Here is a 14,388-nt window from a genome sequence, read left to right as displayed (position 1 = left end):
GCGCTTCAATTCCTTGCCGCACCCGGGTGGCGCTGATATGGAAAGCCCACCATGACCACACGACCGATCAAGATCGCCCCCTCGATCCTCGCTGCCGATTTTTCGCGGCTCGGCGAGGAGGTCCGCGCCATCGACAAGGCCGGCGCCGACTACATACACCTCGATGTGATGGACGGCCATTTCGTGCCGAATATCAGCTTCGGCCCCAGCGTTATCGAATCGTTAAGACGATGCACGGATAAGATATTCGACGTGCATTTGATGATTGCACCGGTCGATCCGTTCATCGAGGCGTTCGCCAGGGCCGGGGCCGACATCATCACCTTTCACCCGGAGGCGGGTCCCCATGGCCACCGCACCATCCAGGCCATCAAGGCGGCGGGATGCAGGGCCGGACTCTCGCTCAATCCGGGAACGCCGGTCGCGACCGTCGAACCGTTGATCGACGATCTCGACCTGCTTCTGGTGATGACGGTCAATCCCGGATTTGGCGGCCAGGCCTTCATCGAGACGGGCCTGAAGAAGATCGCCGCCTTGCGCGACATGATCGACCGGAGCGGACGAAGGATCGATCTGGAAGTCGATGGTGGGATCAATTTCGAGACCGCAGCCAGGGCAATCGACGCCGGCGCCGACGTGCTGGTCGCCGGAACGGCGGCCTTTGCGGGCGGACCGGACCGCTACGCCGACAATATCGCCGGACTGCGCGGCGGCGCCTGAGGGCCGCATCGCCCGCCGCTCCCTCGCCGAAGGGGGCGTGTGAGCCATGCTCGTTCGCCGCGACGCCACACCGTCCGCCCTGGCGCTCGAGCTCGCCGAGGCCGCGCTTCGGCGCAGCGCGCAGGGGATCGCGCGGCGCGCCGCACGCTGGACGCCGCTGAGGCTCCTGCGGGCCGAACGGCTCGTCCAGCCCATTCCGCCGCTCGTGAAGGGCAATCCCGCGCTTGCCGCGGAGATCTATCGCGGCCGGTTCCATCTGGCCGGCACGCTGGTCGACGCCCAGAACCGGATCGTCTTCGAGCTCGCGCCGCCGACGGAGGCGTTTGCCGCCTCGCTCCACGGCTTCGGCTGGCTCATGCATCTGGAGGCCGCCTCGCGCGAGCTGCCGCGCGTGCAGGCCCGCGGCCTCGTCGGCGACTGGATGGGCATGAGCGCGCGCCACCATCCCGTGGCCCGCCGGCTCGACGTCGCAAGCCGCAGGCTCATCGCCTGGATCCAGCACGGCCCGTTCCTCCTGCACAATGCCGATGCCGGCTTTCACGAGGCCTTCATGGCGAGCCTCGGCCGGCAGGCGACGCAGCTCATGAACGCCATCCGGCTCGCCCCGTCCGGCCGCAACCGGCTCGACGCGGCCATCGCGCTGGCCTATGCCGCGACCGCACTCGGCGGGCTCGAATCGGTGCGCGCCAACCTCCTGGAGCGCCTGTCGCGGGAGCTGGAGCAGCAGATCCTGCCCGATGGCGGTCACATATCGCGCAATCCGGCGGTGCTGGTCGAATTGCTGCTCGATCTCCTGCCGCTGCGCGACGCCATAGAGAGGACGAGCTGCGAGCTGCCCCACGGGCTCGTGGCGGCTATCGAGCGCATGCTGCCGCTCCTGCGCTTCTTCCTGCATGGCGATGGCGGGCTGGCGGGCTTCAACGGGGTCACGGATCGCATGGCCGGGGCCGCGCGCGCCATCGTGGACGCCGATGCGGTGCATGGGCGGCCCATCACGCTGGCCCCCCATGTGGGCTATGCCCGTCTCGGCCACGGCCGTGCGACGGTGATCGCCGACATCGGCCGACCGCCGGCCATCGGCCTCAATCCGGGCGCACAGGCGGGTCCGCTCGCCTTCGAGTTCAGCGACGGGCCGCACCGCATCGTCGTCAATTGCGGCAATTCCCGCCTGATCGACCCGCGCTGGACGGAAGCCTCCCGGCGCACCGCGGCCCATTCGACCGCCATTCTGGGCGAGCGCTCCTCCTGCCTCATCGTCGCCAACCGGGTCACGGAGAAGCTGTTCGGCTCGCCGCTCCTGTTCGGGCCGCGCACCGTCGAGGGCGCGCTCCAGTCCCATCCCGGCGGCACGATCCTCGAGGCGCGTCACGATGGCTATGTCGCCGCCTATGGCTACGGTCACGAACGCCGGCTCTATCTGGCGAGCGACGGGGCGGATCTGCGCGGCGAGGACCGGTTCGCGCCATCGCCCGACGGCCGCACGACCGATCCGGAGACGGGCTTTGCCGTGCGCTTCCACCTCCACCCCTCGGTCAAGGTGACCATGGCGCGCGACGGGGCGAGCGTGGTGCTGCTCCTGCCCAACCGGACCGGCTGGCGCTTTTGCGCGCGCGGCGCGCGGCTCGAGGTCGCCGACAGCGTCTATCTCCTCGGCCAGGCCGCGCCGAGGCGGACCCGCCAGATCGTGCTCACCGGCACGGTCGGCGCCGAGGGGACGGCGGTGAAATGGGCCTTCAAGCGCATCGAGCGCCGTAGCGCGCCGAACGAATATATCGCCCCGCCCCGGGAACTGCCCCTGGAGCCCGGTACCCGCTGACCGTCAAGGTCCTAAGCCTTGTTGCGATGACGGCGCCAGCCCACGCCCCCACCCGGCCACCCACGGGATCATAATTTCATGGGTGGCCGGGTGGGGGCGTGGGCCGGTGCAGCTCCAGATGCGGGACATCCACCGCGTTCGAGCGCGCCGCTGTTCCACTCCGGCGCGGGAAGTGCTATCTGGCAGGCGTTCACCCCGTCCCGCACAGCATTGCCATGGCAGCACGCCCCATGTCCGATCTCGTTCCCATCCGCCGCGCCCTCCTGTCCGTCTCCGACAAGACGGGCCTCGTCGATTTCGCCAGGGCCCTCGCCGCGCGCGGCGTCGATCTCGTCTCGACCGGCGGCACGTCCCGCGCGCTCAAGGCGGCGGGGCTCGCCGTGACCGACGTCTCCGACGTCACGGGCTTTCCGGAGATCATGGACGGGCGGGTGAAGACGCTCCATCCGGGCGTTCACGGGGGGCTGCTCGCCGACCGCGACACGCCGGCGCACATGGCCGCGCTCGCCAGCCACGACATCGCGCCCATCGACCTCCTCGTGGTCAATCTCTACCCGTTCGAGGCGACCGTCGCCTCGCAGGCCGACGACGCGACGGTGATCGAGAATATCGACATTGGCGGCCCCGCCATGATCCGGGCGGCCGCCAAGAACCATTCCGGCGTCGCCGTGGTGGTGGAGCCGGGGGACTATTCCGCGATCCTCGACGAGCTCGCCGCCCATGACGGCGCGACGACGCTCGCCACCCGCCGCCGGCTCGCGGGCAAGGCCTATGCGCGCACCGCCGCCTACGATGCCGCGATCGGCGGCTGGTTCGCGGAGCGCGGGGAGGAGGCGGCGCCGGAGTACCGGGCCTTTGGCGGCCGGCTCGCCCAGGCGTTGCGCTATGGCGAGAACCCGCACCAGGAGGCCGCCTTCTACCGCACCGGCGAGGCGCGTCCCGGCGTGGCGACGGCGCGCCAGGTCCAGGGCAAGGAGCTCTCCTACAACAACATCAACGACACCGATGCCGCCTTCGAATGCGTCGCGGAGTTCGATCCCGCCGATGCGCCGGCGGTCGTCATCGTCAAGCATGCCAATCCGTGCGGCGCGGCGCGCGGGGCCTCGCTCTCGGAGGCCTACCGCAAGGCGCTCGCCTGCGACCCGGTCAGCGCCTTCGGCGGCATCGTCGCGCTCAACCGGCCGTTCGACGGCGAGACGGCGGAGGAGATCGCGAAGCTCTTCACAGAGGTGGTGATCGCGCCCGAGGCCGACGAGGCGGCGCTCGCCGTCATGGCGGGCAAGAAGAACCTCCGCCTGCTGCTCACCGGCGGCCTGCCCGATCCGGCCGCTGCCGGCACCATGGTCCGGACGGTGGCCGGCGGCCTGCTGGTCCAGGACCGCGATGCCAAGCGCCTGGAGGCGGGCGATCTGAAGGTGGTCACGAAGCGGGCGCCCAGCGAGCGCGAGATGGCCGATCTGCGCTTTGCCTTCACCATCGCCAAGCATGTGAAGTCCAACGCCATCGTCTATGCCCGGGACGGCGCGACGGTCGGGATCGGGGCCGGGCAGATGAGCCGCGTCGATTCCTCCAGGATCGCCGCGCAGAAGGCCGAGGACGCCGCTCGGGCCGCCGGCCTGCCGGAGCCGCTGACGCGCGGCTCGGCCGTGGCCTCCGATGCCTTCTTCCCCTTTGCGGACGGTCTCCTGGCGGCCGCGAAGGCGGGCGCCACCGCCGTCATCCAGCCGGGCGGCTCGGTCCGCGACGACGAGGTGATCGCCGCCGCCGACGAGGCCGGCCTCGCCATGGTCTTCACCGGCATGCGCCACTTCCGGCACTAGGTCGGGCGCATCCGCCCGCTCCCGCAAAAGGCGGGAACGGGGGGACCGGATGGGGCGTCACTTCGCCAGTTCGGCGGAGAGATCCTGCAGGTGGCTCGAGGCGACGGCGAGGCGCGCGAGCGTCATGGTGCCGCCGGAGAGGAGCTCCGAGACGGCCTCGCAGGTCCGGCCGATGGCGCCGCTATGGGCGTCCGACCACATCTGCCAGGCATCCTCCTTGGACTTCGCCTCCGCGATCATCTCCGCGACGAGCGTGCGGTGGGTGGCGAGAATGCCGTCCATCGTCCGGTTGATCGCCAGCCGGTCGTAATAGTCGGTCACCTCCATCGCCGCGGCGGAGGCGGCGATCCGGTCGATCATCAGCCGGTCGCCGAGTGCGAAGAAGCCGCGCGCGACCTCCTCGACCGGGCGCTTGGCCCGCCCCGCGACCAGCACGATGTCCGGCCCGCGCGACAGATAGCTGAGCCCGGCGAGGCGCCGCGCCTCCTCCGCCTCCATGCCCGCCTCCTGAAGCGTGGCGATGCGCGACGACCAGCCGGCTCCGCTCTCCTCGGGAAGCACATCGGGCAACGCCTTGTGCAGGGCGGCGAGCCCCTGGCGGTAATGGCGTACCACCCGGTCGAGCCCGCCCTCCAGCGAGGCGTTGCGCAGGAACCACAGCGTCTGGCTGCGCAGGAGCGCCTGCAGCTCCAGATAGAGATCCGTCTGCAGGCCCGAGGGAACCCGGTTGTCGAGCCCGTCGACGAGCGCGTTGAGCTCGGTGAAGCCGAAGCTGTCGCGCGCCACCGCATAGGCGGCCGCGATGGGGGCCACGCCGACGCCCGTCTCGTCCTGGAGGCGGGACACGAAGGCCGGTCCGCCCCGGTTGATCATGCTGTTGGCCAGCATGGTGGAGATGATCTCCCGGCGCAGCCTGTGCCCTTCGATCTCGCCGCCATGGCGCTTGTCGAGCCGGGTGGGGAAGTAGCGCCTGAGCTCGCGGGCGAGATAGGGGTCGTCGGGGACGCCGCTGGCCACGAGCTGGTCGAACAGGACGATCTTGGCATAGGCCATGAGCACGGCGAGCTCGGGCCGCGTGAGGCCCGTTCCCTGTGCGGCCCGGGCCTTGAGGGTGCGGTCGTTGGGCAGGAATTCCAGCTCGCGGTCGAGCAGACCCTTGCGCTCCAGCGCGCGCATGAGCCGCTCGTGGAAGCCGAGCTCTTCCAGAGCCCGCTTCTCCGACAGGCTGAGGCACAGCGTCTGGAGATAGTTGTTGCGCAGGACGAGGTCGCCGACCTCCTCGGTCATCGCGGCGAGAAGCTTGTTGCGCGCCGGCCGCTTGAGGGTTCCGGCGGCCTCCGCCGCGCCGAGCGCGATCTTGATGTTGACTTCGATGTCGGAGGAGTTCACGCCCGCCGAATTGTCCACCGCGTCGGAGTTCACGCGCCCGCCTCTCAGGCCGAAGGCGACACGCGCGCGCTGGGTGAGGCCCAGATTGGCGCCCTCGCCGATCACCTTCGCGCCGATCCCGCTCGCCGCGATCCGGATCGCGTCGTTGGCGCGGTCGCCGACATCGGCGTCGGTTTCCTCGTCGCCCCGGATATAGGTGCCGATGCCGCCGAACCAGATGAGGTCGACCTTGGCCTTCAGCAGCGCGCGGATCACCTCGTTGGGCGCCGCGCTGTTGCCCTTGAGGCCGGTGAGCGCACGGATCTGGGCGCTGAGGGGCACGGATTTCGCCTGCCGGCTGAACACGCCGCCGCCCTCGGAGATGAGGTCGTGCGAATAGTCCTGCCAGGACGAGCGCGGCAGCTCGAACAGGCGCTGGCGCTCCTGCCAGCTCAGCACCGGATCGGGGTCGGGGTCGATGAAGATGTCGCGATGGTCGAAGGCGGCGACGAGCTTTGTGGCCTTGGAGAGCAGCATGCCGTTGCCGAACACGTCGCCCGACATGTCGCCGACGCCGAGCACGGTGAACGGCGTCGTCTGGATGTCGATGTCCATCTCGCGGAAATGGCGCTTCACCGCCTCCCAGGCGCCGCGCGCGGTGATGCCCATCTTCTTGTGGTCGTAGCCCGCCGACCCGCCGGAGGCAAAGGCGTCGTCGAGCCAGAAGTCGTGTGCCGTGGAGATCTCGTTGGCGATGTCGGAGAAGGTCGCGGTGCCCTTGTCGGCGGCGACGACGAGATAGGGGTCGTCGCCGTCATGGCGCACCACGCCCTCGGGCCGCACCACCGTGTCGCCATCGAGATTGTCGGTGATGTCGAGCATGGAGGAGACGAACAGCCTGTAGCAGCGTACGCCTTCCGCCAGGATCTCCTCGCGCGTGCCGCCCTGAGGCAGGCGCTTGGCCACGAAGCCGCCCTTCGCGCCGACCGGCACGATGACGGCGTTCTTCACGTTCTGCGCCTTGGCCAACCCCAGGACCTCGGTGCGGAAATCCTCCGGCCGGTCCGACCAGCGAAGCCCGCCGCGCGCGATCTTGCCGCCGCGCAGATGGACGCCCTCCACATCGGGCGCATAGACGAAGATTTCCGCGAACGGCTTGGGATCGGGCAGGCCGTCGACCTTGCGGGAGTCGATCTTGAAGGAGATGGTCGGGCGCAGGCCGCCTTCGGCGTCGCGCTGGTAGTAGTTGGTGCGCGTCATCGCCATGACGAGATTGGCGAAGCGGCGCACGATGCGGTCCTCGTCGAGGCTCGGCACGGAGGCGAGCACCTCGTCGATCCGGTCGAGTATGGTCTTCATGGCGGCATCGCGCCCCGCGTCCGCGCCCTTTGCCTTCGCCTTGGGGAAGGCCGGGTCGAAGCGCGCCTCGAAGAGCTCGAGCAGCTTGCGCGCGAGGTCGGGATATTTCGTCAGGGTCGCGGCCATGTAGTCCCCGGAATAGGGGACCGCCGCCTGGCGCAGATATTTCGAGCACGCCCTGAGCAGCGCCGCCTCGCGCCACGCCAGCCCTTCGCGCGGGAGCAGCGTATTGTAGCCGTCATTCTCCGCCTGCCGTGTCCAGACGGCCGCGAAGCCGTCGTTCACCAGGCCGCCGACGGCGTCCAGGTCGATCGGCTGGCCGTCGATCGGCTTCAGCGTGACCTCGTGCAGGACGACGGCCTCCGCAGCCCCGTCCGCGCCGGCCCGGGTGATCCTGTAGGTGCGCTCGTCGATCGAGCGGAACCCCATATTCTCAAGGATCGGCAGCCGGTCGCTCAGCGCGATGGGCTCGCCCAGATGGTAGAGCTTCAGGTTGACCGCCGCGTCGCCGTCTTCCTCGTCGCCGGGATGCAGCTCCACGGCGATGTCGCCGTCGTCGCTCAGCCGTTCCATCTGGAGGATGTCGGCGACCGCCTGGCTCGGCGGGAAGGCCTCCTGATAGGCCGCGGAGAAGGCCCCGCGATACCGGCCGATGAAACTGTCCGCCAGCTCCGGTGTGCATTCCGTCTGGACGGCCTCGGTCAGCCGGTCGTCCCAGGTACGCACGATCTCGGTGGCCTGTGCCTCCAGCTCGGCGACGTCCGGGCTCGGCGTCTCGCCCTCGTAGCGCCCGAGGATGTAGTGGACGCGCACGAGCGAGCCCTCGGGGAAGGCCGGGAAGAAGGCGGAGACCCGGCCGTCATAGGCGGAGGCGAGCAGATCGCCGATTCGCCGGCGCACATCCGTCGTGTAGCGGTCGCGCGGCACATAGACGAGCACGGAGACGAACCGGTCGAACTTGTCGCGGCGCACGAACATGCGGGTCCGCGGGCGCTCCTCAAGCTGCAGGATGCCGAGCGCCGTCTCGGTCAGCGTCTCGGTGTCGATCTGGAACAGCTCGTCGCGGGGGAAGGTCTCCAGAACGTTCTGCAGCGCCTTGCCGGAATGGCCGTCCGGCTTGAAGCCGCTGGAGGCTATCACATGCCCGACCTTGCGGCGCAGCATGGGGATGTAGCGCGGGCTGCGTGTATAAGCGGCGGAGGTGAACAGACCCACCAGGCGCAGCTCGCCCATGAGCTGGCCGTCGTCGGAGAACTGCTTGATGCCGATATAGTCCATGTGCGAACGCCGGTGGACGGTGGCGCGCACATTGGCCTTGGTGATGATGAGCGGGGCCGGCTCGTTGAGGAACTCGCGCACCTCCGGCGTGATCTCGACGAGCTCGCGGCCGCGGCGCAGCACCTGAACCTTGGGGTCGCGCAGGATGCCGAGTCCGGACCCCTTCACCGCCTTGAGCTGGCCGTGCCCCGGCCCGCCCTCGAAGGTATATTCGCGCATGCCGAGGAAGGTGAAGTGGTCGTCGAGCAGCCATTGCAGGAACTGGATCGATTCCGACAGCTCCTCCACCGCCACGGCCGGCGGGTTGGCCTGATAGTCCGTCACGGCCCTGTCGAGGCGGTCGCGCATGCCCGGCCAGTCGAGGACGACGGTGCGCACGTCCTTGAGCATGCTGTCGATGTCCGCCTCGAGCGAGGTCCGGTCGCTTTCAAGCCCGAGCCGCGAGATATGGATGTGGATGAAGCTTTCGCGCGAGAAATGGTCGGAGACCACTGCCGCGCCGTCGTCGAGGCCCGTGAGCTCGCCCTTGGGGGAGCGCTCCACGGCGAGGATCGGATGCAGGACCAGCGCGATATTGTGGCCCCGCTCGCTCAGCAGGCCGAGCGTGGAATCGACGAGGAACGGCATGTCGTCATTGGCGATCTCGATCACCGTGATCTCGCCGAGCCCGCCGGGCGCGCCTTCCTCGGGATTGTAGAGCCGCAGCTTGTGCCGTCCGGGCTTGCGCTCCTTCAGGAAGCCGAAGGCCTCGCGCGCGAGCGCGGCCAGTGCGTCGGCCGAATAGGCCTCCAGATCCTCCGGCACGCCGCGCCTGTAGAGCAGTCTGGAGAAGGGTTCGAGCAGCTTCGGCGCCCTGCCCTTGCCGGCCTTGCTCGCGACGGAATCGATGAGTGGACTGATTTTCTCCGCGGCCCGCATGAAGAATCCCCGTTCTATGAACCCCACCACAGGGTAAGAATGCGCTGACCCAATGACGGGCATACTAGGACGCCCGCCGCGCCCGGCCAACCGCTGTCGGAGATGAATTTCGCCTGTCCGGCCCAATTGGTCCGCGGGGTCTGTTTGCGACCCGTTTTCAGCCTGTTTTTCGGGAAAGCGCGGCGCTCGAGGGGCCTATGGCAACGCGTAGCAGAGCGTCAGCCAGCCGACCCCGGCGGAGACGACGACCAGGAACCTCAGGGCGGCAGACAGGAAACGGGGGCGTGGCGTGTCCGGTCTCGAAGCGGTCTGGGTCATGTCTCGATAGGCCCGGCCTGTTCACGAGCTGTGGACAGCCTGTGGGCAACCTGTGGTTATGCCGGGGATTGTCGGGATGGTCGCGCCCGCCGGGATCCCCCCTGTCTCCGCCGGACAGGGACTGCTTAGAAGATTCGCCGCGGCATTGCAAAGCCCGCGCACCGCCCCGGGGCGGTTCTGCGCGCGGGCGATGCAACCGTGCAACAGCTCGCCCTATGGCTCGATGCGCAGGACGATGTCGATCACCGCGGACTCGCCGGGAATGTAGTCGGGCAGGGGCTTGAAGGGGGCGGCGGCATTGATGGCGTCGAGGCCGGCCTGGTCCAGCACCGGCATGCCCGCGGAGCGCACGAGCTCCAGCTTCCGGAGCCGGCCGGACCGTGCCACGACCGCGCGATAGGCCGCCGACCCGGTCCGCCCCCCGGCCTGCGCAGCCGGATAGACGATGCGCGCTATGATGCGGTCCCTCATGGCATTGAGATAGGGATCGCCGCCGCCCTGGCCCGCGCCGGCGCTCTCCAGGCTGCCGGCGGGCATGTCGAAGGCCTGCTTCATGTTCGCCATCGCCTCCAGGACCTCCTGGTCCGGCGACGGCCCGAGGGTCAGGTCGGGCGGCAGCTCGGTGGCCTCCGGCGCCTCCTCCACGGGCTCGGGCGCGGCCGGCTCGGCTTCCGTTTCCGCCTCCGGCGCCTCGGCGGCCTCCAGATCGGGATTGTCGCTCGCCCCGCTCGCCCGGGCCGTCTGCATCGCCTGGGCGGGCTCCTCGGGCTGGGACTGCGGCTCCGGCTCCGGTTGAGGCTCGGGCTCCGGTTCGGGTTCGGGCTCGGGCGGGGGCTCCGGCTTCTCCTCGGGCAGCTGCACGATCTCCACGGGGATCGCTTCGGGTTGCTCGGGCGGTTGCGTGTCGGAGAAATGGAGCGCCGTCGCGCCGATGACCAGCACATGGAGCAGCACCGCGAGGACAAGCGTCGCCGTCTGCCCGGTCCCGTCGGGTGCGGGCCGGGGCGGCTCGGCCTCCTCGGCCGGCGTCACCGATAGCAGGCTGTCCGACACGCGGGGCTCGCTAGACTCCTTCGCATTCACCGGGCCCACATAAGGCCTCCGCCGCCATGAATCCAGACCGGCTTTCATCCATCCGTCATGGTGGCGTAACATCGCGCGGGCATGGGGGCCGTCGATGCGGGATCGCTTCCTTGCCGTGCCCTTCATAGCGCATTGACGCTCGCGTCGCATGATAAACGAGGTCGCCCATGATCACAGCCTATGTCTCCGACGGCGGAGCGCTCGCCCCGCGTACCCTCACGGAGGGCGAGCCCCTGCCGGACAATGTCGTGTGGATCGACCTGTTCCAGCCGACATGCGAGGAGGAAAAGGCTGTCGAGGAGGCGCTCGGGCTGGAGGTTCCCACGCGCGAGGACATGGCCGAGATCGAGGCGTCGAGCCGGCTCTATCAGGAGGGGCGCGCCCTGTTCATGACGGCAGCCGTTCTGGCCCAGGCGGAGAGCGATACGCCGACGAGCGATCCGGTCACCTTCATGCTGGTCGACCGCACGCTCGTCACCCTGCGCTATATCGACCCGCAGCCCTTCAAACTCTATGCGAGCCAGTGCCAGAAGCCGCCGTCGAAGGTGCCGAGCGGGGAGGCCGTGCTCGCCGGCCTTCTCGACGCCGTCGTCGACCGCATCGCGGATGTGCTCGAAATGGCCCAGCGCGATCTCGACGTGCTCGCCAAGGAGATTTTCGCGCGCGAGCACCCGGACGAGACACGGCGCGACATCGACTATGAGGACGTGCTGCGCCGCATCGGCCTCGCTCAGGGCATCACCAACCGGGTCCGCGAGAGCCTCCTGACCATCTCGCGGCTCGCCACCTTCCTCAACCGCCCGGGCGTCCACACGACCGACAAGACGCTGGCGAAGGCGTTCAAGACGCTGGTGCGCGACGTCCAGGCGCTCAACGACCATGTCGCCTTCCTCGCCGGAAACATCAACTTCCTGCTCGACGCCACGCTCGGCATGATCAATATCGAGCAGACCGGCATCATCAAGATCTTCTCCGTCGCCGCGGTGGTGTTCCTGCCGCCGACCCTCATCGCCTCCATCTACGGCATGAACTTCAATATCATGCCGGAACTCGACTGGACCTTCGGCTATCCGTTCGCCATCGTCCTCATGATCGTGTCGGCGATCCTGCCCTATCTCTATTTCAAGCGGAAAGGCTGGCTCTGATCCGGCCTTGAGGCAGGCCGGAGCCTTTGCGCCGGGCGTCGCGCTCGGCTATGGATTGGGGGACCGTCCGAATCGCCGTGCGGCCGGCCTGCGACCGGGCATTGCCGCCCGGTCCCGGAAAAGCCGAACGGCTTCAAGGCGCTGACTGCCAACGCCCGAGAAGACTGCGAGCCCGGCCCCATGCCCGACCTGACCGCCGCGCAGCATGTCCTGCGTACCACATTCGGCTTCGACGCCTTCCGCCCCGGACAGGCGGAGATCGTGGAGGCGGTGCTGGCCGGAGAGGACGTTCTCGCCGTCATGCCGACGGGCAGCGGCAAGTCGCTGTGCTACCAGCTCCCGGCCCTCATGGGCGACGGGCTGACGCTCGTCGTCTCGCCGCTCATCTCGCTGATGCGCAACCAGGTCGCCCAGCTCTCCGCCTACGGCATCCAGGCGGCGAGCCTCAATTCCACCAACGATCCGGCGGAGAACCGCGACATCCTGGACCGGATCGATGCGGGCGCGCTCAAGCTCCTCTATATCGCGCCGGAACGGCTGGCCAAGTCGGACACCCTCAACCGGCTGGCCCGCGCCGGGATCTCGCTGCTGGCCGTCGACGAGGCCCATTGCATCTCGCAATGGGGGCACGATTTCCGGCCTGAGTATCTGACACTCGGCACCATCCGCCAGTCCTTGCCGGAGCTTCGCATCGTCGCGCTGACCGCGACGGCGGACAAGGCGACGCGCGCCGATATCCAGGAGAAGCTCTTCCCGGCCACGCCCCGGGTGTTCGTGCACGGTTTCGACCGGCCGAACCTGTCGCTCGCCATGCGCGCCAAATCCTCCGCGCGCAAGCAGATCGCCGCCTTCGTCAAGGCCCATCGCGGCCAGAGCGGCATCGTCTATTGCAATTCCAGGCGCCAGACGGAGGATCTCGCCGAGGCGCTGACCGCCGCCGGCACGCCTACGCTCCACTATCACGCCGGAATGGATCCGGAGCTGCGCAACCGCCACCAGGAGCGCTTCCTGCAGGAGGACGGCGTGGTGATCGCCGCGACCGTCGCCTTCGGCATGGGGATCGACAAGCCGGATGTCCGCTTCGTGGCCCATGCGGGCCTGCCGAAGAATATCGAGAGCTATTATCAGGAGATCGGGCGCGCGGGCCGCGACGGCCTGCCCGCCGACACGCTCGCGCTCTACGGACTCGACGATATCCGCCTGCGCCGTACGCAGATCGAGGACAGCGATGCCTCGCCCGAGCAGAAGCGCGTGGAGAAGCAGCGCCTCAACGCGCTTGTCGCGCTGTGCGAGGCGCCGCGCTGCCGCCGCCAGACCCTGCTCGCCTATTTCGGCGAGACGGCGGAGCCGTGCGGCAATTGCGACCTGTGCATCGACGGCGTGGAGGTGATCGACGGCACGATCGCCGCCCAGAAGGCGCTGTCCGCCATGGTGCGCACGGGCGAGCGCTTCGGCACCGAGCACCTCGTCAACATCCTGTGCGGGGAGGAGACCGAGGCCATCGCCAAGTTCGGCCATGACCGCCTGCCGACCTTCGGCGTCGGGCGGGAGCACTCCAGGAACGAGTGGCGCTCGATCTTCCGCCAGCTCTACGCCGCGGGCGTCATATCGCTCGACATTGCGGGCTACGGTCGCTGGGAGATGACCGCGCTCGGGCGCGACATTCTCAAGGGCCAGGCGGGTCTGGAGCTGCGCAAGGACAGGCTCCGGCCCGCGCGCGAGAAGGCGGACCGGTCGGCATCGCGCGCCTCCGCCCCCGTTCTGGACGAGGCGGACGAGCCGCTGTTCTCCGCGCTGAAAAGCCTGCGCACGGAGATCGCGCGCGAACGCGGCGTGCCCGCCTATGTCATCTTCCCCGACCGCACCCTGATCGACCTGGCCCAGCGCAAGCCGCGCTCCATGGGCGCGCTCGACGGCGTCTACGGCATCGGCGAGGCGAAGCGCGAGCAATATGGCCGCCAGTTCCTCGACGCGATCGCCGAGGCGCTCGGCGACGGGGCGGCGCCGGAGGGATCGCGCGCGGCATCTTGAGCGCGCGGGCCCGGCGCGGCATCATCGCCGGATCGGCCCTGCCGGCGTCCGCCGGATCGCAAATATCGCACCATCGCAACAGTCTGGGGAGCTTCCATGTCTGACGCCGTCGAGATCGAACAGATCGGGTCCGTGCTGACCGTCGGGTTCAAGTCGCCGCCGGTAAACGCGCTGTCGCTCGCGCTCAGGCAGGGGATCGGCGAGGCCATCGAGCATGCGCGCGAAGCCTCCGACATCGAGGCGATCCTGCTCTACGGCACGGGCCGCATGTTCTGCGCGGGCGCCGACATTTCCGAATTCTCCAGGGGCGCGCATCTGATCGAGCCCAAGCTGAAGGACCTCATCGTCGCGCTGGCCGGCCTCGGCAAGCCGAGCGTCGCCGCCATCCATGGCGCGGCCCTCGGCGGCGGGCTCGAGCTTGCGCTCGGCTGCTCGGTCCGCGTCGCCTTCGAGGGCGCGAAGCTCGGTCTGCCGGAGATCAATCTGGGCATCATTCCCGGTGCCGGGGGACGCAGCGCCTGCCGCGGCTGAT

8 protein-coding genes are annotated in these 14,388 nt (G+C 69.1%); 6 read left to right on the top strand and 2 right to left on the bottom strand.

Translation table 11 applies throughout. The annotated features are described in order from the left end of the window. Positions 1-51 precede the first annotated feature (51 nt). The 3 genes from rpe to purH all read left to right on the top strand — a co-directional run bounded on the left by rpe (position 52) and on the right by purH (position 4,356). Entirely contained in the window at positions 52-720 is a 669-nt protein-coding gene (gene rpe, locus HW532_RS11655) for a ribulose-phosphate 3-epimerase (protein ID WP_213160649.1), read from the top strand. A 46-nt stretch (positions 721-766) separates the two neighbouring features. Beyond that, the gene (locus HW532_RS11650; protein WP_213160648.1) at positions 767-2,536 is read left to right on the top strand and encodes a heparinase II/III family protein; all 1,770 of its coding nucleotides are present in this window, start codon (positions 767-769) and stop codon (positions 2,534-2,536) included. Positions 2,537-2,766: 230 nt separating this feature from the next. Continuing rightward, the gene (gene purH, locus HW532_RS11645; RefSeq protein ID WP_246478740.1) at positions 2,767-4,356 is read left to right on the top strand and encodes a bifunctional phosphoribosylaminoimidazolecarboxamide formyltransferase/IMP cyclohydrolase; all 1,590 of its coding nucleotides are present in this window, start codon (positions 2,767-2,769) and stop codon (positions 4,354-4,356) included. A gap of 57 nt (positions 4,357-4,413) precedes the next feature. On the opposite strand, the gene HW532_RS11640 is transcribed toward purH, so the two are convergent. Together HW532_RS11640 and HW532_RS11635 are read right to left on the bottom strand one after the other, a co-directional pair. Further along, the gene (locus HW532_RS11640; protein WP_213160646.1) at positions 4,414-9,279 is read right to left on the bottom strand and encodes an NAD-glutamate dehydrogenase; all 4,866 of its coding nucleotides are present in this window, start codon (positions 9,277-9,279) and stop codon (positions 4,414-4,416) included. A gap of 531 nt (positions 9,280-9,810) precedes the next feature. Continuing rightward, on the bottom strand, positions 9,811-10,650 hold the full coding sequence (locus tag HW532_RS11635) for a TonB family protein (RefSeq protein WP_213160645.1): 840 nt from the start codon (positions 10,648-10,650) through the stop codon (positions 9,811-9,813). Between the two features lie 197 nt (positions 10,651-10,847). On the opposite strand from HW532_RS11635, the gene corA reads away from it, so the two are divergent. The 3 genes from corA (at position 10,848) to HW532_RS11620 (ending at position 14,387) form a co-directional block, all read left to right on the top strand. Then, complete coding sequence (gene corA, locus HW532_RS11630; RefSeq protein WP_213160644.1) at positions 10,848-11,825, top strand: magnesium/cobalt transporter CorA; 978 nt, start codon at positions 10,848-10,850, stop codon at positions 11,823-11,825. Positions 11,826-12,005: 180 nt separating this feature from the next. Then, entirely contained in the window at positions 12,006-13,856 is a 1,851-nt protein-coding gene (gene recQ, locus HW532_RS11625; RefSeq protein WP_213160643.1) for a DNA helicase RecQ, read from the top strand. A gap of 96 nt (positions 13,857-13,952) precedes the next feature. Continuing rightward, on the top strand, positions 13,953-14,387 hold the full coding sequence (locus HW532_RS11620) for an enoyl-CoA hydratase/isomerase family protein (protein ID WP_213160642.1): 435 nt from the start codon (positions 13,953-13,955) through the stop codon (positions 14,385-14,387). The last annotated feature ends 1 nt before the right edge of the window (position 14,388 follow it).

Source organism: Kaustia mangrovi, from assembly GCF_015482775.1.
Lineage (GTDB): Bacteria > Pseudomonadota > Alphaproteobacteria > Rhizobiales > Im1 > Kaustia > Kaustia mangrovi.
The sequence above is the reverse complement of the archived record's forward strand: the minus strand, read 5'-3'. Positions and strand labels throughout refer to the sequence as shown.

Bases quoted from the DNA above. Each gene is read 5' to 3' on its own strand.
- rpe (WP_213160649.1), top strand. From the start codon at position 52: ATGACCACACGACCGATCAAGATCGCCCCCTCGATCCTCGCTGCCGAT.
- HW532_RS11650 (WP_213160648.1), top strand. From the start codon at position 767: ATGCTCGTTCGCCGCGACGCCACACCGTCCGCCCTGGCGCTCGAGCTC.
- purH (WP_246478740.1), top strand. From the start codon at position 2,767: ATGTCCGATCTCGTTCCCATCCGCCGCGCCCTCCTGTCCGTCTCCGAC.
- HW532_RS11640 (WP_213160646.1), bottom strand. From the start codon at position 9,279: ATGCGGGCCGCGGAGAAAATCAGTCCACTCATCGATTCCGTCGCGAGC.
- corA (WP_213160644.1), top strand. From the start codon at position 10,848: ATGATCACAGCCTATGTCTCCGACGGCGGAGCGCTCGCCCCGCGTACC.
- recQ (WP_213160643.1), top strand. From the start codon at position 12,006: ATGCCCGACCTGACCGCCGCGCAGCATGTCCTGCGTACCACATTCGGC.
- HW532_RS11620 (WP_213160642.1), top strand. From the start codon at position 13,953: ATGTCTGACGCCGTCGAGATCGAACAGATCGGGTCCGTGCTGACCGTC.